The sequence below is a fragment of the Virgibacillus phasianinus genome, assembly GCF_002216775.1.
In the GTDB taxonomy this organism is placed as follows: Bacteria; Bacillota; Bacilli; order Bacillales; family Amphibacillaceae; genus Virgibacillus_F; species Virgibacillus_F phasianinus.
This window is the reverse complement of sequence record NZ_CP022315.1, coordinates 117465-142517: the sequence shown is the minus strand read 5'-3', so window position 1 is coordinate 142517 and position 25053 is coordinate 117465. Positions and strand designations below refer to the sequence as shown.

The 25053-nt window shown below is 39.9% G+C and carries 29 protein-coding genes; 18 read left to right on the top strand and 11 right to left on the bottom strand.

Going from position 1 to position 25053, the window contains the following annotated elements:
* Positions 1–67: 67 nt before the first annotated feature.
* Complete coding sequence (locus tag CFK37_RS00730) at positions 68–244, top strand: YjzC family protein (protein ID WP_089060110.1); 177 nt, start codon at positions 68–70, stop codon at positions 242–244.
* Positions 245–582: 338 nt separating this feature from the next.
* Here the strand turns inward: CFK37_RS00730 and CFK37_RS00725 are convergent, their stop codons facing one another.
* Positions 583–1749 carry an MFS transporter gene (locus CFK37_RS00725; protein ID WP_089060109.1) on the bottom strand — a complete coding sequence of 389 codons (1167 nt, stop codon included), beginning with the start codon at positions 1747–1749 and terminating at the stop codon, positions 583–585.
* Between the two features lie 191 nt (positions 1750–1940).
* On the opposite strand from CFK37_RS00725, the gene CFK37_RS00720 reads away from it, so the two are divergent.
* Both CFK37_RS00720 and CFK37_RS00715 read left to right on the top strand, forming a co-directional pair.
* Complete coding sequence (locus CFK37_RS00720; protein WP_089060108.1) at positions 1941–2981, top strand: YkvI family membrane protein; 1041 nt, start codon at positions 1941–1943, stop codon at positions 2979–2981.
* Between the two features lie 68 nt (positions 2982–3049).
* Positions 3050–4243, top strand: a complete 1194-nt coding sequence (locus tag CFK37_RS00715) for a DUF418 domain-containing protein (RefSeq protein ID WP_089060107.1) — start codon at positions 3050–3052, stop codon at positions 4241–4243.
* Between the two features lie 63 nt (positions 4244–4306).
* Here the strand turns inward: CFK37_RS00715 and CFK37_RS00710 are convergent, their stop codons facing one another.
* On the bottom strand, positions 4307–5506 hold the full coding sequence (locus tag CFK37_RS00710; protein ID WP_089060106.1) for an ornithine--oxo-acid transaminase: 1200 nt from the start codon (positions 5504–5506) through the stop codon (positions 4307–4309).
* Between the two features lie 151 nt (positions 5507–5657).
* Between CFK37_RS00710 and CFK37_RS00705 the strand changes: the two genes are divergently transcribed.
* Positions 5658–6023, top strand: coding sequence for a YisL family protein (locus tag CFK37_RS00705; protein WP_089060105.1), 366 nt, complete (start codon positions 5658–5660; stop codon positions 6021–6023).
* A 306-nt stretch (positions 6024–6329) separates the two neighbouring features.
* Here CFK37_RS00705 and CFK37_RS00700 read toward each other — a convergent pair whose 3' ends face one another.
* Complete coding sequence (locus CFK37_RS00700) at positions 6330–7289, bottom strand: ABC transporter substrate-binding protein (protein ID WP_089060104.1); 960 nt, start codon at positions 7287–7289, stop codon at positions 6330–6332.
* Positions 7290–7485: 196 nt separating this feature from the next.
* Here CFK37_RS00700 and CFK37_RS00695 point away from each other — a divergent pair, with 196 nt between their 5' ends.
* The 4 genes from CFK37_RS00695 to CFK37_RS00680 all read left to right on the top strand — a co-directional run bounded on the left by CFK37_RS00695 (position 7486) and on the right by CFK37_RS00680 (position 12136).
* Positions 7486–8499 carry a FecCD family ABC transporter permease gene (locus CFK37_RS00695; RefSeq protein WP_089060103.1) on the top strand — a complete coding sequence of 338 codons (1014 nt, stop codon included), beginning with the start codon at positions 7486–7488 and terminating at the stop codon, positions 8497–8499.
* The gene (locus CFK37_RS00690; protein ID WP_089060102.1) at positions 8499–9521 is read left to right on the top strand and encodes a FecCD family ABC transporter permease; all 1023 of its coding nucleotides are present in this window, start codon (positions 8499–8501) and stop codon (positions 9519–9521) included. Before CFK37_RS00695 ends, CFK37_RS00690 begins: the two co-directional genes overlap by 1 nt.
* A 19-nt stretch (positions 9522–9540) precedes the next feature.
* Positions 9541–10548: an NAD(P)/FAD-dependent oxidoreductase gene (locus tag CFK37_RS00685; protein ID WP_089060101.1), complete on the top strand. Its 1008-nt coding sequence runs from the start codon at positions 9541–9543 to the stop codon at positions 10546–10548.
* A gap of 97 nt (positions 10549–10645) precedes the next feature.
* Positions 10646–12136, top strand: coding sequence for an alpha-amylase family glycosyl hydrolase (locus CFK37_RS00680; protein ID WP_089060100.1), 1491 nt, complete (start codon positions 10646–10648; stop codon positions 12134–12136).
* A gap of 81 nt (positions 12137–12217) precedes the next feature.
* Here CFK37_RS00680 and CFK37_RS00675 read toward each other — a convergent pair whose 3' ends face one another.
* Complete coding sequence (locus CFK37_RS00675) at positions 12218–13075, bottom strand: DegV family protein (protein ID WP_089063497.1); 858 nt, start codon at positions 13073–13075, stop codon at positions 12218–12220.
* Between the two features lie 109 nt (positions 13076–13184).
* Between CFK37_RS00675 and CFK37_RS00670 the strand changes: the two genes are divergently transcribed.
* Positions 13185–14027 carry a YitT family protein gene (locus CFK37_RS00670; protein ID WP_089060099.1) on the top strand — a complete coding sequence of 281 codons (843 nt, stop codon included), beginning with the start codon at positions 13185–13187 and terminating at the stop codon, positions 14025–14027.
* Positions 14028–14600: 573 nt separating this feature from the next.
* Here the strand turns inward: CFK37_RS00670 and CFK37_RS00665 are convergent.
* The 4 genes from CFK37_RS00665 to CFK37_RS00655 form a co-directional block, all read right to left on the bottom strand.
* A complete protein-coding gene (locus CFK37_RS00665) occupies positions 14601–14864 on the bottom strand; it encodes a NifU N-terminal domain-containing protein (protein WP_089060098.1) in 264 nt (87 codons plus the stop codon).
* A 164-nt stretch (positions 14865–15028) separates the two neighbouring features.
* Complete coding sequence (locus CFK37_RS00660; RefSeq protein ID WP_089060097.1) at positions 15029–15223, bottom strand: DUF3813 domain-containing protein; 195 nt, start codon at positions 15221–15223, stop codon at positions 15029–15031.
* Entirely contained in the window at positions 15224–15373 is a 150-nt protein-coding gene (locus CFK37_RS20095) for a hypothetical protein (protein WP_172840434.1), read from the bottom strand.
* Between the two features lie 100 nt (positions 15374–15473).
* Positions 15474–16307 (bottom strand): Cof-type HAD-IIB family hydrolase, encoded by an 834-nt coding sequence (locus tag CFK37_RS00655; protein WP_089060096.1) that lies wholly within the window; start codon positions 16305–16307, stop codon positions 15474–15476.
* Between the two features lie 132 nt (positions 16308–16439).
* Here CFK37_RS00655 and CFK37_RS00650 point away from each other — a divergent pair, with 132 nt between their 5' ends.
* From CFK37_RS00650 to CFK37_RS00625, 6 genes are all read left to right on the top strand, one after another.
* Positions 16440–17201: an alpha/beta fold hydrolase gene (locus tag CFK37_RS00650; protein WP_089060095.1), complete on the top strand. Its 762-nt coding sequence runs from the start codon at positions 16440–16442 to the stop codon at positions 17199–17201.
* A 77-nt stretch (positions 17202–17278) separates the two neighbouring features.
* The gene (locus tag CFK37_RS00645; protein ID WP_089060094.1) at positions 17279–17590 is read left to right on the top strand and encodes a metal-sulfur cluster assembly factor; all 312 of its coding nucleotides are present in this window, start codon (positions 17279–17281) and stop codon (positions 17588–17590) included.
* A gap of 80 nt (positions 17591–17670) precedes the next feature.
* Positions 17671–18162, top strand: coding sequence for a molybdopterin-guanine dinucleotide biosynthesis protein B (mobB, locus tag CFK37_RS00640; RefSeq protein WP_089060093.1), 492 nt, complete (start codon positions 17671–17673; stop codon positions 18160–18162).
* Between the two features lie 10 nt (positions 18163–18172).
* Positions 18173–18646, top strand: a complete 474-nt coding sequence (locus tag CFK37_RS00635) for a molybdenum cofactor biosynthesis protein MoaE (RefSeq protein WP_089060092.1) — start codon at positions 18173–18175, stop codon at positions 18644–18646.
* Positions 18639–18872 (top strand): molybdopterin converting factor subunit 1, encoded by a 234-nt coding sequence (gene moaD, locus CFK37_RS00630; RefSeq protein WP_089060091.1) that lies wholly within the window; start codon positions 18639–18641, stop codon positions 18870–18872. The genes CFK37_RS00635 and moaD overlap by 8 nt, the downstream gene beginning before the upstream one ends.
* Before the next feature lie 447 nt (positions 18873–19319).
* Positions 19320–20567, top strand: a complete 1248-nt coding sequence (locus CFK37_RS00625; RefSeq protein WP_089060090.1) for an IS110 family RNA-guided transposase — start codon at positions 19320–19322, stop codon at positions 20565–20567.
* A gap of 663 nt (positions 20568–21230) precedes the next feature.
* Here CFK37_RS00625 and CFK37_RS00620 read toward each other — a convergent pair.
* Both CFK37_RS00620 and CFK37_RS00615 read right to left on the bottom strand, forming a co-directional pair.
* Positions 21231–21557 carry a YrhK family protein gene (locus CFK37_RS00620; protein ID WP_089060089.1) on the bottom strand — a complete coding sequence of 109 codons (327 nt, stop codon included), beginning with the start codon at positions 21555–21557 and terminating at the stop codon, positions 21231–21233.
* A gap of 86 nt (positions 21558–21643) precedes the next feature.
* Positions 21644–22480 (bottom strand): undecaprenyl-diphosphate phosphatase, encoded by an 837-nt coding sequence (locus tag CFK37_RS00615; protein WP_089060088.1) that lies wholly within the window; start codon positions 22478–22480, stop codon positions 21644–21646.
* 84 nt (positions 22481–22564) lie between these two features.
* Between CFK37_RS00615 and CFK37_RS00610 the strand changes: the two genes are divergently transcribed.
* Positions 22565–22888 carry a hypothetical protein gene (locus CFK37_RS00610; protein WP_089063496.1) on the top strand — a complete coding sequence of 108 codons (324 nt, stop codon included), beginning with the start codon at positions 22565–22567 and terminating at the stop codon, positions 22886–22888.
* Between the two features lie 108 nt (positions 22889–22996).
* Here the strand turns inward: CFK37_RS00610 and CFK37_RS00605 are convergent, their stop codons facing one another.
* Positions 22997–23176 carry a DUF2929 family protein gene (locus tag CFK37_RS00605; protein WP_089060087.1) on the bottom strand — a complete coding sequence of 60 codons (180 nt, stop codon included), beginning with the start codon at positions 23174–23176 and terminating at the stop codon, positions 22997–22999.
* Between the two features lie 103 nt (positions 23177–23279).
* Here CFK37_RS00605 and CFK37_RS00600 point away from each other — a divergent pair, with 103 nt between their 5' ends.
* Together CFK37_RS00600 and CFK37_RS00595 are read left to right on the top strand one after the other, a co-directional pair.
* The gene (locus CFK37_RS00600; protein ID WP_089060086.1) at positions 23280–23888 is read left to right on the top strand and encodes a hypothetical protein; all 609 of its coding nucleotides are present in this window, start codon (positions 23280–23282) and stop codon (positions 23886–23888) included.
* A gap of 102 nt (positions 23889–23990) precedes the next feature.
* Positions 23991–24947: a BMP family ABC transporter substrate-binding protein gene (locus tag CFK37_RS00595; protein ID WP_245837282.1), complete on the top strand. Its 957-nt coding sequence runs from the start codon at positions 23991–23993 to the stop codon at positions 24945–24947.
* Positions 24948–25053 lie beyond the last annotated feature (106 nt).

The window sequence follows — 25053 nt, the reverse complement described above, 5'->3', positions numbered from 1 at the left end:
TAATCCGAAACAGAAGAAAATAATAGCTAATCAAACCAAGATAACCAAAGATAAGGAGTGATTAGCGATGGGTGAGTACAGTCATTTTCGTTTCGGACAAAAAGCGCCGAATAATGGTGTTTATATGGAAATCGGTGAAACAGGCAGTATGGTAAAAGACCCCCAGAGAATTAAACTTAAGGCGGGGGAAAAGTTTCCGCAAAACACGAATTTTGACCGGGTGTGGACACTCGATAAAAATTAGAGGTTTATCAATAGGAGGCTGAGACAAAAATGATTCAGTAATGGAGAAATCCGAACTATGATTCCAAATTCTTTAATTAGAATTTGGATTAGTTCGGATATTTTCTTGGCTGTTTTTGTAAACCTTACTGAGAATTATCCATAAACTGCGACGTAACTATAAGAGTGTAAGTCCACCGCTACGGGCTTTCCGTGGGCTCGCGCTGAGCCTGCTAGGGTAGCAAAGATGAGGCCACTGAAAAAGGTAAAATGTAGTACAAAATAGGTGGATCTATCATCGCATCTTGAATATACTGCGCTTTCCGCAGCGGTCGCCGGACCATCAAACATGATTTTTAGTTATGTCCCAGCCCCCTTTTTCTTATGGGCAACAGATTCCTGCATGGAAAACAAGGCAGTACCCAGTGCTACAATGACTAATAAACCACCAACGGTTGCAGTGTGTTCAATTGAAATTCGTTCAATGACAACACCACCAATTAATGATCCAATCGCAATCCCAAGGTGCAGTGCCGAGTTGTTTAGACTTTGCTGAATGTCGGATGTTTCTGGAGAAGCTTCAATCAGAAAACTTTGCATGGCTGGTGATATTGCCCAGCTCATCATCCCCCAGACAATCATTACACCAAGAAATAATGGAAGGAAGAAGGTAGTATATGGAATAGCGAAAATTGCTAGTCCAAACGCAATGATAGCTGTTAGAATGGTGCGCTTTGTGCCCATCAGGTCTGCCAATGTGCCGCCAAATCCACCACCACTTACTGCTGCTATCCCGAAAATTAAATAGATAATACTTATCCAACTTCCCTCAATTCCCATTGTTTCTTTTACAAAGGGGGTTAAATAAGCGTACAAGGTTGTATGTCCAGCCAAAAATAAAAATGTGGTGCTCTGTGCAAAAAATATTTTCCGGTCCTTTAATGTTGCCAGTTGTTCACCAATGGGAATGGATGGCTTTGGTTCGACTCTATCCATATACAAATAGATAGCAATGATGGAAAGTACGGTTAAAAGGCTGATTAATATAAAAGGAGCGCGCCAGTTGAAGGCATTCCCCAGCATTAAGCCGATTGGGATACCTAATACGAGAGATGCACTAACTCCCATAGAGACAATGCCAATTGCCCGTCCGCGATATTTGGGATCAACAATACTTGGTGCCATCGTCAGACATAAGATGATTAATAGCGAACCACTTAATGCGGAAATAACACGCCCAGTGAATAATATGCTATAAGATGGGCTGAAAACTGTGATGATATTTCCCAGTAAGAATATGACAAGAGAGATTAATGTAAGCCTTTTACGTTCAATCTTAGCTGTAGCAATTAATAAAATTGGCGAAGCAATTGCAAAAATCAAGGAAAAGATTGTGATTAAGAAACCAGCTTGTCCAAGGCTGACATGCAAATCTTCTGCAATTAAATCCAATATCCCGCCGATAATCAATTCAACCATCCCAACAACAAATGAGATGATCATTAAAAAATAAACTCGTTTGTCCATAATGATTCATGCTTCCTTTCCACTAATACACCATTATAATGGTAATCGTGAATATCATCAAAAACAAGAGATAATTTTCTTTTGGAAATAGAAATTCTTTGAAATGCCTTTAATCCAATTAATAACAATCAACAAATGCTCGTCTTTTATTGCTGCTTACGTCATAACTATAAGGATGAGGTGAATAAAAGATGAAGCAATGGGTTTCCATATTAATTATAGCTGCCACCTATGTAGGTACGGTCGTCGGGGCTGGATTTGCAACAGGAAAGGAAATTGTCACATTTTTTAGTGTGAATGGTGCTTTTGGTGCGATTGGCATTGCAATAAGCGGATTCTTGTTTATTTTAGCAGGAACGAAAATCATGGTTATCTCCGCTAGAATTCAGGCTTATTCTTATCAGGATTTAAATACGTATTTATTTGGTAATAAGCTTGGCAAGGTCGTAAATAGCTTCATTTTTGTAATTGTTGTTTGCATCACTTCGGTCATGTTATCCGGTGCGGGTGCTGTATTTCATGAACAAATTGGTCTCCCTTTCCAACTGGGAGTTGTGGTAACCTTATTATTTTCCTATACAGTATTGTTAAAGGGTTTGAAAGGCATATACGCAATCAATTCCTATATTGTACCGTTGATGATTATCTTTAGTTTGTTTGTGGCGGGTTCGCTATTCGATCTATATCCACAGGAGTTTTTGAAGCATATGATTCCAGATCATTTTCCGGATTCTTTGTCATGGACGGTTTCTCCCCTAGCCTATGCTTCGTTTAATCTGATGACGGCACAGGTAGTACTAGTTCCGCTTGGTAAAGAAATTCGGGATGAACGCATTCTTAGGTGGGGGGGGTTTCTCGGTGGATTAGTCCTTTTTTTAATTTTACTAGGTGGTCATTTTTCACTGTCTGTCTTTCCGGAAACCTTTCCATACGAAATCCCAATGGCCGAGATTGTGAAAAGTTTTGGAACCTTTATTCATATCCTGTTTTTGTTTATTATCTATGGGGAGATCTTCAATTCAGTGGTGGGGAACGTTTTTGGGATTGCACGCCAGATCGAGACCGTTTTTAACTTTCGATATCATCATGGTGTTGTGCTTATTTTATTTGCAGTCTTTCTCATCAGTCAGGTGGGTTATGGAAGATTACTGTCAACATTGTACCCGTTGTTTGGGTATCTGGGTCTTGTGTTACTTATCTGTTTGCTCGCTAAAAAGTTGCCTGCAAGATAAAGGAAGATTGGCAGTGTTTATCGAATACTAGTTAATAGTAGATTCGGTATGGAGAGGGAGTTTATCAGATGCAGGCAGGGCCGATTAAAGAAAACAAACGATTGGTTTGGATAGATGCTGCAAGGGGATTTGCCATTTTTGGTATATTTATGGTCAATGTTGGTGCTTTTTCAGCGCCATATTTCATCCACGGCGGAGAAGCGGAAGCATGGACAGGAGCGCTTAACCATTTCGTACAGGGAATAATCGATGTCTTTTTTCAAGCAAGCTTTTATACATTGTTTTCCTTGCTGTTTGGTTTTGGATTTCAAATGATGATCGATCGTTTGAGAGAAAAGGGAAGTGCAGTGTATTCTGTATTATTTAGAAGAATGCTTATTCTAATAGGGTTTGGAATGATTCATGCATTTTTAATTTGGTATGGTGACATTTTATTGTCATATGGGATTATTGGGCTTGTTTTATTGCTGTTTATCAATGTGAAAAATAAAACATTGCTAGTTTGGGCTGTGTTCCTGATGGGAGTATGCGTTACATATTACACGATGTTTTTGTATGCGTATCGAGATTATCTTGGATTTGTAGACCACGGAGCAATTGAACAAGCCATTATTTCCTATCAAAGCAATAGTTTAGGCGATATATGGTCGCAAAACTATGTGGACTGGGTGTATGCCAATGGTGGGATTTCGTATATATTCCTGACTGGTACATTATTACCGTTATTTTTGGTAGGAATGTTTATCGCAAGAAAACGGTGGCTGCATGATTTAGACCGGTACGATAGGGTGTTGAAATGGGGATGGATGATTAGTTTAGTGTTGTTTCTTGTATTAAAGTTAGGTCCCTATGCTTATGGAAACCCAATCTGGTTTTCGTTTGCACAGGATAATATTGGAGGACCAGTGTCAGCGTTATTTTATATCTTTTCTATCGCACTGTTGGCTAGGTCAGGCACAGGAATGAAGGTAATCAAGCCGTTTGTTACTGTTGGCCGAATGTCACTGACTAACTACCTTACGCAATCGATCGTTATGTTCATTCTGTTTTATGGTGTCGGGTTTTCCTTATATGGGACAGTTAGTCCATTAGAAGGAGTTCTAGTCGTCGTGATTATTTATCTCGGGCAGATAGTTGCCAGCAGGTGGTGGTTTAGTCACTATCGCTTCGGCCCATTGGAGTGGGTGTGGCGGTGCCTCACTTACATGAAGCAACAACCTTTTCGAAAAAAGGAAATAGATAAGGAGAATCTTCATGAATAAAGGGTAAGTGGACCAAAATAAAAAATGTGAACCTCATTTAATTGTGAGGTTCACAGTCTTTAATCACTTTGCCTTTAAAACTTCTTTAATGTTACTTAGTGCCCAATCTAAATCCTCTTTTTTAATAACTAATGGTGGAGCAAAACGGATTACATTTTCATGTGTTTCCTTACAAAGCAATCCTCTTTCTTTTAAATCCACACAATACGAACGTGCAGCTTCTGTTAGTTCGACACCAACAAATAATCCTTTACCACGAACCTCTTTGATAACTGGATTATCGATTTTTCTTAGTTCCTCCATCATGTAATTACCAAGTTCGAGGGAACGGTCAGCTAACTGTTCTTCTTCCAAAACTTCAAGTGAAGCGACAGAGACTGCACAAGCAAGCGGATTACCACCAAATGTTGAACCGTGTGAACCCGGGTTGAATACACCAAGAATATCTTTGTTCGCTACGATACATGAAATTGGCATAACACCGCCGCCAAGCGCTTTACCCAAGATAAGGATGTCAGGTGTCACATCTTCCCAGTCACAGGCAAACATCTTACCGGTTCTGCCAAGTCCTGCTTGAATTTCATCGGCAATGTATAAGACATTATTTTCTTTACATACATCATAAGCTTCTTTTAAAAATCCTTCTGGCGGGATATTAATTCCAGCCTCACCCTGGATTGGTTCAAATAGGAATCCAGCTGTATTTTCATTAATCGCAGCTTTAAGTGCCTCGACATCACCATATGGAATTAATTTGATTCCAGGTAATAGTGGACCGAAGCCGCGCTGATTTTCGGGGTCTGATGATAGGGAAACGGCAGCCATCGTCCGTCCGTGAAAATTATCTTCACAGGCAATGATTTCTGCTTTATTTTCAGCAACACCTTTTACATCATATGCCCAGCGTCTTGCAGTTTTGATAGCCGTCTCAACTGCTTCAGCTCCAGTGTTCATAGGCAAAACAGCTTCTTTGTTCGTTAGCTTACAGACTTTTTCATACCATGGACCAAGCTGGTCATTATGAAAGGCGCGAGATGTTAATGTAACCGCATCCGCCTGCTTTTTTAATGCATCAATAATTTTTGGATGACGATGCCCTTGGTTAACTGCTGAATAGGCACTTAACATGTCCATGTAGCGGTTACCCTCAGGATCTTCTACCCAAACTCCTTCAGCTTTGGATATAACAACAGGAAGGGGATGATAGTTTTTTGCGCCGAATTCCTGCGTTTGATCAATAATTTCTTGACTAGAATGTGTCATAATATCCCTCCAATTAAAAAAATACAATACTTTTTCAGTATAACAGTTTTTTCTAATAATTGCCTCAGTTTATTGTTCAAAAAGATTTCATATGAATTTCCTTATTTTATCTGTTATATTATAGACAAGGAATTAGAAAGGATGAAAATACATGAGCACACATTTACATGTAACAGCATGGGCCCTTGCATTTATTCTGTTTATCATTGTTGTGTTATTGAATAAATCAGGTAAAGAAAAAGGCGCTAAGATTCTACATATGATATTACGACTAGATTATTTATTGATATTGTATTCAGGCGGATCATTACTGGCAAACTATTTTGGTGGCAGTCCAATGATGGGGGAAGCAATTTTCAAAGGACTGGCTGGACTTTGGGCAATCTTCTCTATGGAAATGATTGCGATTAAAATGCCGCGGAATGAACCAACAAAAAGTTTTTGGATTCAACTAATCATTGCTGTAATACTTACAATGGTTCTAGGATTTGGACGATTACCAGGTGGATTTGCATAATAGAGGGTGAGACCGCGTATCTGAGGATGCGCGGTTTTTCTTATGTGCTGGGATATTGCCGAATTCTGGATATAATGGCCGAACTTCAGATATATCGGCCAAATTCTGGAATAACAGCTAAACTAGAAATATAACAGCCAAATTCCGGATATAACAGCCAAACCCCGGATATATCGGCTAAATCAGAAATATAACGGCCAAACTCCAAATATAACAGCCAAAATAGAAATATCGGAGTCAAGTCCTGATATTAAAATAAAAAATCCGAATAAGGCAGCGGCCCTATTCGGATTCGTACTAGTACTATTATTTCGCCAGTGTATCTACCAGCGCATCAATTGTTTTTTCTGATGCAATTAATCCTTTGTTCGTCCAGAAGCTGGGATCGTTCATGATGTATACCTGATCGTTTTCCGCTGCTGGTATACTTTGCCACACGTCACTTTTTTCTAAGGTTTCAATGCCTTGTTCACCCTCAAGGGCCAGCAGAAAGACGTGGTCTGCTTTTAATTCAGAAAGCTTTTCCATTGAGATAGGGTTCCACGCTGCTTGTGATTTGCCCATGCTCTCAACAAATGGTGGGACGTTAATTCCTAGTTCGTCATAAACAACTGGGGCACTGTGGCGGTCTTTTTCAAATAAATAATATTTTCCGCCTTGAACCCAAATCATTGCAGCCGTTTCGTCGCCAATGGTCTTTGATAACTTCTTTTTTGCATCAGCGACCTTTTTATCATATGCCGCTAACACCTCATCTGCTTTGTCCTCTTTGCCAAGCATCTTGCCAAACACTTCAATTTGCTTTCTCCAGTCATTGCTAACATCTTCCGGCATCGCATAGGTTGCTGCCATCTTTTGATAGTCCTCATAGGAACCCTCATAGCTTGCAAGGTCACTGCCAAGTACAATTAAATCGGGGCTTTGTTCAAGAACCTGTTCCTGTGGAAGGTTCCATTCGATACGTGGAACATCTTTAAGTTGCGGTTCCAAATAGTCCTGAACCATTTTACCAATGGACCATTTTGCAACAGGTGTTACACCAAGTGCCAACAGAGCATCTTCATGGTAGGGAGCAATGATTCGCTCAACATCGGCCGGAATTGTAACTTCCCCTTTTTTACCTTCTACTGTTACTTCAGAGCCTTTTGTATCCTGATCTGTTGATTCGCCTGTCTCCTTTGAATCGTTGCCGCACGCGGTGACCACTAGTAATAAAAAGGCTAGGGAGCACACGACAAGTAACCGCTTATTTGAAAATAATCGCATATGTAATTCTCCTTTTCAAAAATACTATTCTAGTCTAAATGATAATCATTTTCAATTAAAAAGTCAATAATCCAAATGTGACAAAAATAGGTACAATCAAAATATTGCAGAGAAGCCTAATAACGTCTATACTTTTAATTGATAATGATTCTTAATCGAGCGTGAAGTTTATATAAACTGAAGTCAGGGGACTATCATGATTGCTGCAATTAATCATTCGCGATTTTTAAAAATAATAATAAATATAGCCGCCTTGATTGCCTTGGCCTTTGCCATAGGCATTTCGGTGGCGTACGGGGCAGTGGATATTAAGCTATCGACTGTCTGGCAAGCCGTTTTCGAATTTGATGCCAATTTAACAAACCACCAGGTTATTCAGGAATTGCGGTTGCCGCGAGCCTGTGGGGCAGCCTTGGTCGGTGCTTTCTTAGCTGTCTCCGGAGCAATCATGCAGGGGATGACACGAAACCCGCTGGCCTCACCATCCGTTATGGGTGTGACAAATGGTGCAGCATTTACACTTGTCATCATGCTCGCGTTTTTCCCCAATGTTTCAAATCTGGGTTTAACGCTTGCATCTTTCACAGGCGCTGGTATCGCTGTCGTTCTTGTATTTATGGTTGGTTCCTATTCATCAAATGGACTAACGCCTGCTAAACTTGCTTTAGCCGGTGTTGCAATAGGCACACTTTTAAGTTCGATCTCATCGATTATCTCGCTTCATTTTCATTTAGAAAAAGAAATGAGCTTTTGGTTTGCTGGTGGTTTAGCTGGAACGAATTGGACTTCGATTCAAATTCTGCTTATATCAGGTGGCATCGGCTTATTCATGGCGCTGATGATAGCTAGGTCGATAACAATACTTAGCCTGGGTGAAGATATCGCCTCAGGTCTCGGTCAAAATAATATTTTAATAAAGATTTTAGGCATTGTTTCTGTCTTAGTGCTGACTGGTGCGGCCGTATCGATTGCTGGAACAGTTGGTTTTATTGGGCTTATTATTCCGCATATTACGCGTTTTATTATGGGTACTGATTATCGGTGGATCATCCCGTCATCGGCTATCTTTGGTGCACTCTTGCTCGTACTCGCCGATGTTGTGGCACGATTAATTAATGCGCCATTTGAAACACCGGTGGGGGCCATCACGTCCTTAATTGGCGTACCATTCTTCCTTTATTTAGCCCGTGGCAGTGGGGGTGGTAAATAATGACACCAGAACAAGGGATAAAACGACGCAAATTTATTGGCGTCATCACTGTACTGATCGTTTTTATCATTGCTATGTTTTTTGTTAGCCTAAGTACTGGAGTTATTCAACTTTCGCCACTTGATGTATTGAAAACCATCATAGGCCAAGGAACAGACAAACAGGAGTTAATTTTGTTTGACTTCCGCTTGCCGGGTATTGTGCTTGCTTTGTTGATTGGTGCTGGCCTTGCTGTGTCCGGCGCTATTCTGCAGGGGGTTACGCAGAATGACCTTGCTGATCCGGGCATATTAGGAATAAATACTGGAGCGGGGCTTGCTGTTGTACTGTTTATCTTTTTCTTTCAGGATACATTTTCCATGACGAGTACAATTTCAGCTTTTGTTATGCCGCTGTTTGCACTTATTGGGGCAGTATTTGCTGCATTTCTCATATACTTTCTTGCATGGAAGGAAGGGGTCAATCCAATAAGGTTAATATTGGTTGGAATCGGCGTGAATGCCGGATTTAGTGCAGCATTGATTATTTTTCAGTTAAAAATGGATCCACAAGATTTTCGTCAGGCCACAGTATGGCTTGCGGGTGATATTTGGAGTGCAAATTGGAGTTTTGTGTTCGCACTGCTGCCATGGATCTTAATTTTAATTCCAATCGTGTTGCATAAAGCAACGAGTTTAAATGTTTTAAATCTTGGTGATGATGTTGCTGCTGGTTTAGGAACAAATGTTGAACGGGAACGCCGTTTGTTGCTCCTGCTTGCGGTTGCTTTAGCCGGCGCCTGCGTGGCTGCTGGTGGCGGCATTGCGTTCCTAGGCCTGGTTGTCCCACATATCGCCAGGCGAATTGTTGGACCAACACACCAGCGGATTATTCCGATATCAACGTTGATCGGCGCATTACTGTTAATGCTTTCCGATACGATTGGCAAGAATATATTGGCACCAACTGAAATTCCGGTTGGGATTGTTGTTGCCATTCTAAGTACACCGTATTTTATCTATTTATTAATGAAAACAAAGTAGGGAGCAGGGGGGAACACAAATGAGAAAAGACCTTGAGTTATATGATGTAACCATTATTGGTGGTGGCGCAGCAGGGCTATTTACCGCTTTCTATAGCGGCATGCGTGAAATGAAAACAAAAATAATCGAGTATTTACCATTCTTAGGTGGGAAAGTACCCTATTATTATCCTGATAAAGTGATTCGTGATATTGGTGGAATTCACGCGATTACCGGGGCAAAATTAACGGAACAACTGATTGAGCAGGGAAAAACATTCGATCCCACCATTGTGCTTGATACCCAGGCAACAGAAATGGAAAGACTGGATAACGGTAATTTTCTATTAACCGACCACAGAGGTGATCAGCATTATACAAAAACAATTATCATTGCCGCTGGTTTTGGACCATTACGCTCGGTTGAGCTTGATTTGCCAAATGCAGAAGATTATAAGAATCATAACCTGCACTATTATATTCGGGAGATGGAAACATTCAGGGATAAGAATGTCGTCATTTCCGGTGGCGGAAATTCGGCCATTGATTGGGCCAACGAGCTTGAACCGATTGCAAAGAGCGTAACCCTTTTATATCGACGTGATGAATTTTCCGGACATGAAAGCAATATTACTAAAATGAAAAATTCCTCTGTGACAATAGTAACGTCATCGGTAATTGAACAATTACATGGCGATGGGCATAGGCTTTCTTCCATCACCATTCATAACACTGAGTCAGGTGAACGTAAGGAATTAGCGTTAGATGACCTTGTTGTGAATCATGGATTCATTATCGATCTAGGTGTGATTGGAAATTGGGGACTTGAGATGAAGGACCAGACTATTCAGGTAGATGCTTCGATGCAAACAAATATTCCTGGAATTTATGTTGTGGGTGATCTTGCTAATTATCCAGCAAAATTACCACTAATCGCTGGGGCATTTTATGAGGGACCAACCGCTGTTAATAGCGCAAACCAGCATATTGTACCAGATGAGGAACTGGAAAAGTTGTATTCCACACATATGGATGCATTTATCCGGTAACTATGAATTATTTCTAACAATTTTTATATGTCCATTGACTATTTGTTAAAAAACGTAATAATGAACAGTGGTAAATAAACAGCTGGAGGACGTTCGTATGAAAAAGGCAATACTTACTTCTTTTTTAATCTTACTTTGCATGACAGCGGCAATTCCCGCCCAAGCAGAAGAAAAGCCGGTAAAAGAAGAAGTGATCTATTCCATCATGGTGGATCGTTATAATAATGGTGACCAAACCATTGATAGTCAGGTGGATTTGGAAGATCCAACTGCCTACCAGGGTGGAGATATTCAAGGAATAATAAATAAATTAGATGAAATCAAAGCAAATGGTTTTACCACCATTACACTATCGCCAATTATGGCCAACGCTAAAGGTGGTTTTCATGGTTATTGGATAGAAGATTTTTTCAAGGTGGATGAACAATTCGGGACATTAGACGATTTAAAAAAACTTGTCAGTGAAGCGCACGACCGCAATATAAAGGTAGTGCTTGAATTTGTAACAAATTATATCGCCAAAACAAATCCAATCGCTGATGATCCGACAAAGGCTGATTGGACAAAGCCGACAACGGTCCGTGATACACGTTGGCTGGACGATACAGTGACATTAAATCAGGCTGACCCAGAAGTGAGGGAAATGCTTTTTAAAGCTTCATCATTTTGGCTTGAGAAGGGCAATGTGGATGGTTTTAAGCTCCACGCAATTGATCAATCATCACCAGCATTTTTGACTGATTTAGTCAACCACATAAAATCGGTCAAGCCTGATGCTTACATACTTGGGGACGTATTGAATAACAATCAATTGGATAAGGAATATCTTGATTTAGGGATTCCGTTAATTGAACAGACAGCCTTACAGCAATCAATTGTCAACGTATTGACGAATGTTGGAACTCCCGTCAGCAATATATACGAAACATGGGAGAAATCGGGAAAACGTGAGGGGCTCGTCTATGTAGATAATGCCTACACCGATCGTTTTACCCGAAAGGTAGTTGAAGGGCATCTCAACCCGGAGACGACCTGGAAGCTTGCCCTTGCTTATTTGTATACAACACCAGGTACACCAATGATTTTTCAGGGAACCGAAATTCCAATGGACGGGGATACAACGGAAGAGATACTCAAAATGGTTCAATTTAATCAGGGAAACGATAAGATCAAAGACTTTCTTGAGAAAATTTCAGCGATCCGCACGCAGTTTCCGGTTCTATCGTACGGTGACTTCTCCCTGGTTGATTCCAATGGTGCTATGAGTGTCTTTAAGCGCACCTATCAGGACAAGACGATGTTTATTGCCTTTAATAATGATACCGAAACAAAGTCGGTGTCGGTAAAAGATGTACCTGAAGGCATGCAGCTAAGCGGGCTGCTTGGTGACAATATTGTTCGTAAAGACGATAACGGTGAATATAAACTTGCCTTAGACCGGGAAACGGTAGAAATTTATACCGTGGAAGAAAATAAGGGATTAAACTGGTTATTTATTGGAATGGTCGTTGGTATATTTGCTATATTTGTCATCGCCATTGTTATTTTAAGTAATAAACAGCGAAAAAGAGAGAGAAAGAGCCTGTAATATGGCTACTTTCTCTTTTTTTTAGTAATTCAAGCATTTTCAAAACAGCTAACAGCAAACTAAGCCAGCTTTAGAGTATATTTACTTTGTATCATTTAAAAAGAATAATGCGAGTGTTCCGGGGCCAGAGTGTGCGCCTATTACGGAACCGACCATTTCAATATGAATTGCTTTCGGATGAAATTCTTCCTTAACCAATTCAGCTAGCTTTTCAGCAGCAGCTAAATCATCCCCGTGGACGATGCCAATTGTTTGATCAGACAAATCTTTTCCGCGTTCCTTTGCAATTTCAACCATTCGTTTTAGTACCTTTTTTGATCCCCGCAGTTTTTCAAGCGGGATGAGTTTGCCATTATCAACATGTAAAATGGGTTTTATTTTTAATAATGTGCCAACAAAGGCAGCGGTTTTACTAACTCGTCCACCACGATATAAGTATTCAAGATCATCAACAGTAAAAATATGTTCCATGTGCTTGGCATGAAACTGGGCTGATTCCAGAATTTCCGTGATTGATGCACCATTTTGGGCAAGTTTGGCCGCCTGGAGGACAACTAGTCCTATACCAAGTGATGCACATTTAGAATCAACGATGTGCAGCTTGGCATCCGGGTATTCTTCTTTGACTTCCTGCTCAACAATTTTTGCTGTTTGATAGGTGCCTGAAAGTTCCGACGATAAGGCAAAGTAAATTAAAGGTTGATTTGCTTCAGCGTAAGATGTAAGAATAGCTTTAAAGGCTTGTGGTGAAATTTGAGATGTTTTAGGGCTTTTGCCGTCACGCATGGCATCATAGATCTTTTTGGGAGTAATGGTTTTACCATCCTGATATTCTTTTTCATCCAATTGAACGGTTAATGGTACCATTTCGATATCAAATTCGTTATAATATGATTTCGACAAATCACATGCTGAATCAGCAAGTATTTTTACGTTCATTTGATTCACCTTCATTCCTGTATTCTTCTATTTTTCAGTTTAAGGCTAGATGGAAGGATAGTCAAAGTATATTTTCTAAAAATTTCAGTATTAGACGAGGGAGGTTGCTATGTTTTTATTCGAAGCAAAACGTATATTAATTGTCATTTTCGGAGCATTATTAAATGCTATTTCCTTAAACTTTTTCCTAATTGGAGCAAATGTATACGCCAGTGGATTTACTGGTGCAGCACAGCTGATTTCAAGCGTGTTTAACGATTTCCTGGGAGTCGGCATTAGTACTGGTGTGCTTTTATTCATTCTTAATATTCCGGTTGCCATATTAGGCTGGTTTAAAGTGGGCAAGGGATTTACGATCTACAGTGCAATATCTGTTGCATTCACAACTTTATTTTTAACCGTGCTGCCAATTATCGAATTGTCACAGGACATTATCCTTAACGCTGTATTTGGCGGTGTAATCGGTGGTATTGGTGTTGGGATAACATTAAAGCTTGGTGCTTCTACAGGTGGTATGGATATCGTTGCGATGGTATTATCCCGAATGAAAGATAAGCCAATTGGAACTTATTTTCTCTTGTTAAATGCAATAATCATTGCAATGGCAGGGGTTTTGTATAGGCCGGAAAACGCACTATACACCATGCTGACACTATATGTAACAACGCGTGTGATTGATGCAATCCATACACGGCATGAGAAGATTACTGCTATGATTATTACCCACAAAGCCGATGAATTACAGCGTGCAATCCATAATAAAATGGTTCGTGGTATAACAATCATTCCAGCAAAAGGGGCTTACACAAAAGAAGATAAGAATATGATGTACCTCGTTATTACACGGTATGAATTATACGATTTAGAAAGAATTATCGGTGAAATCGATCCAAACGCATTTACTAATATTGTGCAAACAACAGGTATCTTTGGATTCTTCAGACGTGAATAATTAAAGTTTCAGGAAAGTGGTAGGACAAAAGTATTTTAGCCAAAGAGAAATCCGAACGATGATACAAAATTATTCCATTGAAATTTTGTATAAGTTCGGATATTTTTTTGGCTGTTTTTTATAAAATTTCCCATAAACTGCGACGTATGCGCTGGGTTGTTTTCCGCGGGCACGGCTTAAGCCTCCTTGCCGGTAGCCCACTGAAAAAGTTAATATAGTACAAATATGTGGATCAATCACTGCATCTTGAATATACTGCGCTTTCCGCGGGCGAGTGACGAGCCTCCTTGGACTGCCGTCCTGCGGGGTCTCGTCGATCTCTCACTTCCCGCAGGAGTCTCCGTATATTCAAGATGCTAGGTGATGATGAAAAGCTATATTTTTAATATCCGCCACTTTTTCAGTGGCCTCCCTTGCCGGGGCAAGGAGGCTCATTAGCTGCCCACGGAAAGTGTTTTTCCTCAGCGGCCGCCGGGGCGCCAAACATGATTTTTAGTTATGTCCCGATCGCCTCTTTTTTGAAATAAAAAAAGGACAGCCGGAATTCTGCTGTCCTGCATGGTAACTATGTAATTAATAGCCATGTTTTGCAAATACTTCTTGTACGCGAGGGGAAAGGTTTTCCCATTCTGCGTCGAACTGTTTGTTCACCGTGATAAAGTTTTGATAGCCAAAAACATTATCAACACCATCAAGTTTCATTAAATCATTTAATATTTCATGCTCACTCGTGTTCCCAGGCATTACCGAGATGCTGCTTTCGCCATCAAAAATTAATTTATCTGTTGTGAATTTCAATGCATTCGGATTCGGCGTTTCTTCTGCTCTAACTCCCATCATTCATTCCTCCTATAACTCATGTACTTACACCTATATTAGCATAAAAACCTCCACCCGGAAAAGGTGGAGGCACGTTTGCATTAATTTCCGAAATAATATAATCAATTAAAGAGAAATCGTACACAACCGTTTGGAGCGGATTGGATTGTCGGTCCTGGTGATTAGCTTAAATGGTTTTTAGTTTTAAGCTGCTGTTCCAATTGTTGTAACTGTTGTTTTTCTTCCGGTGAACAATCGGCATATGCGGATTGAACAGCATTTTTGGCTGCTTGTTTTTCTTGTTCACTGGCGTTGCCTTGCTTGTTGGTGAAGCTTGAGACAGCATTTTTGGCTTGTTGAAAAAGGTTATTTTCCATCTAAAACCCTCCTGATGTGTGGTTGTCCGTTTCCTCACGTTTTCGTTCTACATCACTGAACCGTGATCTATAAGGAAAACGCTCGGCATGTTGTTTGACGGAACTTGCACCTTGGTGAGTAAAACGCTTTGATTTGCTTTGTTTGCTCAAAGTAAATCCTCCCAACAAAAATAAGAAAAGTGAACGCTTGATGCGCTCACTACTAGTATGGACGGTATTCTTTTTTATATTGATGGAAAATAACAGGAATTTATGTTGTACTTGCCTGTAAATTTAAATACTCTTCAAGAAAAATGCCAACACCATCTTCCTGATTTGACCCGGTAACATGTTTGGCAACAGCTTTTAACTCATCAATTCCGTTTCCCATAGCTACACCAACACCTGCATAATCAATCATTTCCAGATCATTGTCCTCATCGCCAAAAGCAATGATTCGCTCTTTGGGAATATCAAAATAATGGGCAACCTTTTGCAGACCAACTGCCTTATTCATGCCTTTTTTAACTATTTCTATGATATTCCAGGGTGCACCCCATTTACGATGCTCGATTAATTCTGCATGATGATCATCTAAATGACTGCGTATTTCTTTGATATTTTCTTCTTTTGGGTGAATCAGCAAGGATGTTGGGTCTTCTGTTAATTCATTTTTAAGGCTGCCAATGGTAAATGGCGGGTCATTTTGGGTTGATTGAAAAATCCCGATAATATCCTCATTGTACTGATCAAGATAAACCTGATCTTTAACCTCGGCCAGAATGTTGTGCACGTTAAGATCATAACAGGTTTCAATGATTTTATGTGCGGTTCGGATCGGCATTGGGTTATGTAAGACATCCCATTTGTCGTCTGTTGGGTGATGGATTAGGGCGCCATTGAAATTTACCATCGGGGTATCGAGTCCAAGGTCGTGGTAGTAATTGATGCTAGCACGATGTGGCCTACCTGTTGCGATGACAACAATATGCCCGTTTTCTATTGCCTTGAGGATTGTTTGCTTTGTCCGCTCACTTATTTCTTTTTTATCTGTTAATAATGTGCCATCTAAATCAAGTGCTATTAAATGCCTTTTCTTTTCCATAAACTTCACCTCGTATTACATTAGTTTATAAGGGAAACCCTTTCATGTAAAGCATTTATTGTCTGATACTTGCAAAGTATGCGATAACAGGATTATGATGAAATAAATACATAAAATAAGGGGAATTATTCCATGATTGGTATCAGTAACAGAAAGTTTAATGATATTCCAGCATTAGTTATTGTAGAAGCAACTAAAGAAAATGATGCATTGCCAGTCGTGTTGTATCATCATGGTTTCACAAGTGCGAAAGAACATAATTTACCACTAGCCTATCTCCTTGCTGAAAAAGGATTCCGTGTCGTGCTGCCTGACAGTGAATATCATGGAGAACGTGAAATTGAGATATCAGCACTCAAAAAACAAATTTCATTTTGGGATATCGTCATGCAGAATGTCGACGAAACAAAAGTAATTTACGATGTCCTGCAAAAGGAGAAATTACTACTTGATGACCGCTTTGGTATTGCTGGCACAAGTATGGGTGGAATTACCACATCAGCTGCATTAACGCAGTTTCCATGGATAAAGGTGGCCTGCGTGCTGATGGGTTCTCCAAAAATCACCACCTATGCGAATACACTGGTTACCAGCTTTAAACGGATGGGGGATTTACCTGTATCAGAAGAAATGATTAATGAAATTTTTGAGGCATTAAAAAAATACGACTTGTCAGAGCAAATGGAAAAATTAAATAACCGGCCATTACTGTTTTGGCACGGGGAATCTGATTCCGTTGTGCCGTTTGATCATTCCTTTACCTTTTATGAAAAGGCGCGCGAGCTTTATCAGGATAAAGAAGATATAAAGTTTTTGAATCAACCGAACCAGGGTCATAAAGTTAGCCGTTATGCGATTTTAGAGACAGTGAAATGGTTCGATAAGTATTTGTAATACCCGGAGCTAATGATTTAAAATTTAATGCAAATATGTTTAAATAAGAGGTAGGACTAATGAGGGAGGTTTATGCCATGGAAGAAGCATTAAAAGACAATATGATTGGCGCACTTGAGAACGTAATCGACCCTGAGCTTGGGATTGACATTGTTAATCTTGGTTTAATATATAATGTTGATTTGGACGATGACGGTCTGTGTACTGTAACAATGACACTAACAGCAATGGGATGTCCACTTGCTGCACACATCGAGCAGGATGTTAAACATGCATTGTCCGACATTCCGGAAATAAAAGAAATTAATGTTGAAATTGTATGGAATCCACCATGGGGCAAAGACAAAATGTCCCGTTACGCAAAAATTGCCCTAGGAATTCCGGATTGATGCTTTATAATTGTACAGAGAAAAGCGCTGGTTCATGTTACATGGATCAGCTTTTTTCTTTAGTCTGGTGGTGATAACAGGTGGCGAATATCATTCAAATTGTTGGTTATAAAAATGCTTGGAAAACAACAGTTGTAAACCGGCTTGTGCATCATTTGGCCGATCAAAACATCAGGGTTGGAACGTTGAAGCATCATGGTCATGGCGGTGATATCGAATTACCGGCTGGAACAGACAGTATTTCTCATTTTGAATCTGGATCCCTTGTTAGTGGTGTGCAAGGCGAGTCGATAACGCAGCTGACATTGTGTAATCTTCCTTTTGAAAATTTAATTAACGTGTACTCCATGTTTCCAATTGACTTTTTATTGGTAGAGGGCTTTAAACAAGCAGATTATCCGAAAATTGTCTTATTGAGAAACCAGGAAGATCTATCGCTTTTGGATGAACTTTCAAATATAATAGCAGTAGCAACACAAGATGGATCTATTCGAACCGGTTATCCCACTTTTGATCTGATGAAAATAGATACATGCATCACGCAAATTGCTTCATACATAATAAACAATTGAAGGTGTTACAATGGATAAGCATTTCTGGATTACTGATCAGCGAATAGATATTAATGATTGTATAAGTAAAGTGACCCGGGCTGAAGCAGGTGCCGTCAATACGTTTATCGGTACAGTTCGCGAGTTTACCAAAGGGAAGCGGACATTGTATTTAGAATATCAGGCCTATGCCTCCATGGCTGAAAAAAAATTAACACAAATTGGCGAGGAAATTGCTGCTAAGTGGGAAAATACGGAAACAGCAATCGTTCACAGGGTGGGCAGACTTGAAATATCAGATGTAGCCGTAGTAATCGCGGTCTCAACCCCACACCGGAACGATGCCTTTGAAGCGAGCCGATATGCAATTGAACGTATCAAGGAAATCGTTCCAATCTGGAAAAAGGAACATTGGGAAGATGGCAGTCTTTGGATAGGGGATCAGAAAGAAAAGATTTCATACAAGAAGGGTGTCCCGGTGGAGGAGGATATGCGTAATGATTGATGTATTATTTTTTGCTGAACTGCAGGAAGCCGCAGGAAAGGCTAACATGACCATAGATGCTGCCGGCATTACAGTAAGCGACTTAAAAACAAATTATTTAAATGAACTGGCAATCGAAAATATAGATCAGGCAATGGTTGCCATCAATGAAGAGTACGCGGAAGAGGACAGTATCATTAAAAGTGGAGATGTGATTGCGTTTATCCCGCCAGTAAGCGGTGGGTGAAGAACAATATAGGGCAATATAGAGGCTGGGACTAACTAAAATGTTTCACATCTAGGCTTCTGCTCCCACAGGACAAGGAAAGCTACCCTGAATAGGCATCGCACGAAGAAAAAGTGCTTTCCTTTTTCGAGGAGTCTCCGTGTTTATAATCATGCCTTTCGCTTCGCTCAAGGCACAAAACGACATGAAATAAACCTTGCGCTCCGCATTAATTTGGCTATTCTAGAATTATAGAGCTATTTCGCACACTACAAATCACGTGGAGGTAAGTGGGTTATTCCGACAGCGGAGTGACCGCGTGTTTATATGTGTAGATTACCTTTTCAAGCACAAATAAGTGTGCCATCGAGCACGAAGACTTATCTTTGTATAAACAACAACTCGTTTATAGCTGGGTAATCAGTCCCTGCGATCTATCTCTATATATTCTAGAGAGGAGTGCTTTATATGGGTTTAAAAATCGTTTACCCCATTTGTTGTGGCATTGATGTCCACAAAAGATTTGTGGTTGCCTGTATTGCCTCAACAGATCATCAAGGAGTGACTTCCTACAAAAACCATCGCTTTTCCACCTATACCAATGGGTTGAGAAAGCTGTTACAGTGGCTTTTGGAAAACAATTGTCTAGATGTCTGTATGGAATCTACCGGGAAATACTGGATTCCCGTGTTCAATATCTTAGAGGATTCCTGCAACATCACTCTAGCACATCCCAAGTATGTGAAGGCAATCCGTGGCAAAAAGACAGATAAGAAAGACGCCAAATGGATTGCGGATTTGTTTAAACATGATCTGGTGGCAGGGAGTTTTATGCCTCCGGCTAGGATCAGGCAGCTCCGTGACTTGATGCGTTATCGTTCGAAACTAACCAATTTTACATCTAGTGAAAAGAATCGATTACAAAACAGTTTAACAGTTTCGAACATCCAACTTGGAAGTGCGGTGTCTGATACCTTTGGAAAAACCTCGATGAATATTATCGAAAAACTATTAGAAAATCCAACGGAAACGGATTTTGATATCGAACCACTAGTTTACGGGGCTCTTAGAAATAAGATTCCAGAACTAAAACTTGCCATGGATGGTTTTATTACACCGGAACAAGCGGGGAAAATAACAGTTATTAAACAACATTATGAGGACCTGCAGGAACGTAAAGCAGACCTTGAAAAACTGATTCTTTCCCTTGCCGAGCCCTACATGGAGGAAATCAATCTGCTTCTAACTGTTCCGTCCATCAAAAACATCTTTACCGCGATTGCCATCATCTCAGAAATAGGTGTCAATATGGACGTGTTCCCGACAGCGAAGCATTCTTGTTCCTGGGCAGGGCTAACACCAACGAATAACGAAAGTGCCGGCAAGAAAAAGTCAGTTAGGATTTCGAGAGCAGGGGTCTATATTAAACCCCTTTTGGTACAGTGTGCTACCTCTGTAGTCAAAAGTGAAAAACATCCCGAGATCCGGAACCGCTACTTAAGAATTAAAAAACGTCGCGGTCACAAACGTGCCATTATCGCCATAGCACGAATGTTGTTAACTGCAATATACCACATTTTAAAGAAAAAGGAATCCTATAATCCAGATTTATATCAAAAAGCTGATGTTCTTCCAGTAAGCCGTGAGATCACGGTCGAACAAGCTATTTTGTTAGCAAAATCACAAGGTTTTCGGATTATGGAGAAAGCTACTTAACCTCTATATCGCAACATCCAGTATTTGCCAAATCCTCATCCAAGCGATGGCTTATTAGTTATGCCCATTTATTCCAGGAACTGCTCAGTGACTTATTTCAGACTTTTCCTTCGCTAGGGTTGAGTGCTACCTATAATGCCATAACATCGATTTCTTCATTCTTTAATAATTGTAATTGCGAGTAGTAAGTCGATTAGGCATAGGTGAAACTCCGGAAACATAGAAGGGCACTGAAAAAGTGGTGGATTTTAACTTTTAACTTTTCACCTTCACTTAGCATCTTGAATATACGGAGACTCCTCGAAAAAGAAAAGCACTTTTTCTTCGTGCGATGCCTATTCGGAGGAGCTTTCCTTGTCCTGCGGGAAGTGAGAGATCGGCGAGACCCCGGAGGACGGCAGTTAATGAAGCCCGACTAAAACCGCCCTTTGCGGGCAACGTCGGCTACCCCTTGCCGGGGCAAGGAGGCTCGGCACTCGCCCGCGGAAAGCGCAGTATATTCAAGATGCGACGATAGATCCACATATTTGTATATTAACTATACCTTTTTCAGTGCCCTCAGCGTAAGCTCGAGGAGTTAGTTATGTCGCAGTTTATGGACAATTAGCAGTAAAGTTACAAAACTAAAAAATATCCGAACTACTCCAAATTCTAATTAAAGAATTATGGATCATCGTTCGGATTTCGCTCTGACTGAACCACTTTTGTCTCAGCCTCATCCATTGTTTTCTTGGTAACCCGTGAAAAATAAAAGGCATGCATAATTTTAATGATTGGGCGGGCAAGTAATTGAGCACTTCCGATAATGAATAAGATGGTGCCGCCCGTTTGAGTAGATTCAAATAAGAATAGTACACTGCCAATTAGAAACTCAAGTCCCAATGTAAAGTCATTCATCAAAGCCAAGAAACGATATTTTTTACTGAAAGAAACCTCGTATGTCCCCAATTGCACATCAAGGAATTTGTTTTCATCTTTAATACTAAACATTATGAAACCTCCATCAAGTATAACTACTAAGAATGATTCCCTTAAATGGCCTTAGGTTAAACTAAAGTGGAGGTTTGGTATACCGATTAAAGAAATAGAATAACGAGTATTCCTACAACAAAGCAGTAAAATGAAAAGTATTTCAAGTTACCGCGGGCCATGATATTCATGAACCACCTTAGCGAATAATAGGTGGCAATAATGGAAGCGGCAAAGGCTAATACATAAGGAATAGCCAGTGCATCAATATTGTCATCTCCGACAATATCGCCAAGTGACATAACAGTGATTCCAAGACTTACGGGTATGTAAAGCAGGAAAGAAAAACGGAGCGCAGTTTCCACTTTCATCCCGACAAGCATTGCTGCAACAATCGTGGCACCTGACCGGCTGATTCCAGGAATTAATGCAACTGCTTGGGCCAGACCGACGATAATCGCGTCTTTGACCTTCAAATCACCTTCACTTTTCCTTCCCCTTAAATTACGGATAATCCAAAGGGCTGCCCCTGTTATTAATAGCGTTATCCCAACAACTGCAACGGTGCTCAGCTTCGAACTAATATAGTCTTCAAATAAAAGCCCGAGGATTCCGGTAGGTATTGTTGCAATAATTAAATAGAGGATAAATTGAAAGTCCGCTTTATTCTCTGGATTCTTTGTAAGTAGATAGTTCAGTCCGTTTTGAATCAAACGGATGATGTCCTTCCAATATATTACAAGGACAGCAATTAATGACCCGAAGTTAACCAGTATTTCAAACGACAATCCTTCTATTTCAATTCCAAACAGCTTCTGCAAAATAACCAAATGGCCACTCGACGAAATCGGGATAGGTTCGGTAAAACCCTGAATAAGACCAAGGACAAGATATTTTATTAGCAGCCATAGTTCTGTTAAACCTTCCAAAATAAATACCTCCATTGCAAATGAAATTTCACGTCCTCCCTTTATCACGGAAAACAAACTAATTGAATAGTCTAGTTGGTGAGGAGGATGAATATGAATATGAAACACGATAAAAAACATATACAGGATTTATGCAAACAACATATGCATGCATACGTTCTTGCAGAAACAAATGATGGCAGAAAGATTGATGGTATAATAACTGGTCTGGACGATGAATACGTTTATATTGCTATACCAATTGATCAATCTGAGAATCAGCCATACCGCGGAAATGATGAACGTCAATTTGGTTATGGATACGGATATGGATATCCAGGACCATACTATCATGGTGGGTATGGGCGGCCAAGAAGAAGGTTTAACCGACTTGTCCTGCCACTCGCGGCCCTAACCGCACTAAGTATCTTACCATGGTATTAAACCAAAAGCGCAAGTGCCCGTTAATAAGCCCATAAAAAAACAAAACCCTTGCCAATTCCTTGTAGGCAAGGGTTTATGTAAGGTTGAATTATATAAAGCATCAATTACTTATGCTTTGTTCCCGTCTTTTAGAACTCCTTCAGCCAAAATGAATACGATTGCTGTAAGAATGATTCCAAGCACTAATGTATGCACAAAATTAAACTCTGTTCCGCCCATACTTGTCAGAATATAAGAAAGAACACTGCTAAGTAGTAAAGACCAAATAAATGTCCAGAAGAACCGCATAGATCACACCTCATTTTTTTCTGCATTTCTTCATATAGTTTACCAAATAGCTGTTGAAATGAAAAGTGTTTTAAAAATAAATATAAATAAAGGGCTGGTGTTCATGATAGTATGTGTAACCAATTGTTTACACTGGATTGGGTTTCACTTAGTTAACCGATTTATTGAAAATGATGTTCGGGTGGATGGGCTGTCAGAATTAACTACGGATAGGGAAGAACAATTATCTTTTATGCTTGGAAGGAATAGTTCATTCTCGCTCTATCATGATGAGGATGAATTAAAGGGAAACACGTACACCGATACGGTATTAATAGACGCAGTGATGCCAGGTGGGATACAGTCAGTAAAGACATATCGTGTAGGAGCCGAGAAAACCGAATCAGATTGTATCAACATTTCATTACCATTCGTATTCGGTGAATGGATGCCGATGGATGAACAAGGAATGTATGTTAATCAAGAGTATATACGTTTTGATGATACAAAATTTCAAACGCAAGCTATCTATGTTGGTGACTTTGTGGATTGTTTGATGCAATGGATGAAGATACCAGTTTTACCAAAGCAAATTTCACTAACCAGGGATAAAAACGTAAAGACGGGCAAAGAAACACTTGAAAAACAGTTGTATATTAGGGAAAATAGACCTATAGATGAAAAAGTTTCAGAAGTTATTAACCATTATAAAAAGCTAAAGAATTATCTGTAATGTCAGAGCTATCATTGCTTCAGCGTCATTGTATATATGGGTATAACTAGAATTAAAGGAAACCTTTGCGACGATCCTTGATGTAGAATGGAGTGCAGCCGCTTGAAAAAATTATACGTCATATTCCTAGCCACAGCATGCCTTCTTATCATAACAGTGTGTAATATGTATACGAAGACAGGTCAAATTCAAAACGTCGGCATGTTGGTAGAAGATTCGATTCATGATCAGGCATGGGGACATAAGGGTTATAAAGGCTTGCAATCCATCGAAAAAAAGTTTGATGTGCACGTATTTTATGAGGAGGGTGTTAAGACCCAGCAACAAGTAGCAGAAGTCGTAGATAAATTTGTTAACAATGGCGTTAATTTAATTTTTGGCCATAGCAATATTTATGGGAAATATTTTGTCAACATCGCGAAATCCTATCCAAATGTACAATTTGTTTATTTTAATGGCGGTTATCATGCAAAAAATGTTACCAGTTTGAATTTTAATTCTCATGCGATGGGTTTCTTTGGTGGTATGATAGCTGGAAAAATGACAGATTCCAATCAAGTTGGAATTATTGCCGCTTATGAATGGCAGCCTGAAATTGAAGGTTTTTATGAAGGGGCAAAATATCAGAATCCGGATGTGACCGTTCATATTGATTATGTCAAGGACTGGAGCGACGAGAATACTGCCTTAATTATGTATAAGAAAATGAAGGATATGGGTGTTGATGTTTTTTATCCGACGGGTGATTCGTACAGTAAAGAAGTTATTAAGCAGGCTAGTGAAGATGATTTATACGCGGTTGGCTACGTTACAGATCAGTCCAATATTGATGAGGAAACTGTATTAACAAGCACAGTGCAGCATGTTGATAGATTGTATACATTAGCTGCGGAAAAGTTTAATTCGGACAAGCTGAAGGGTGACATTCTTGTGTTTGACTTTCAGGACGATGCAATAACGCTCGGTCCGTTCAGTTCCGATATTCCAAAGGATTACGTGGAAAAAGTGGAAAATATGATAAAAGAGTACAAGAAAACAGCAATATTACCGAATGAATAAGAAACTGTTAGGAAGCTGTAACCTAATAGTATAAATTAAAGGTCCAGCGTATGCGTCCGCTTCTAAACGGGCGCTTATGCTTTTCTAATTTTTGCTTGCAAGTGGG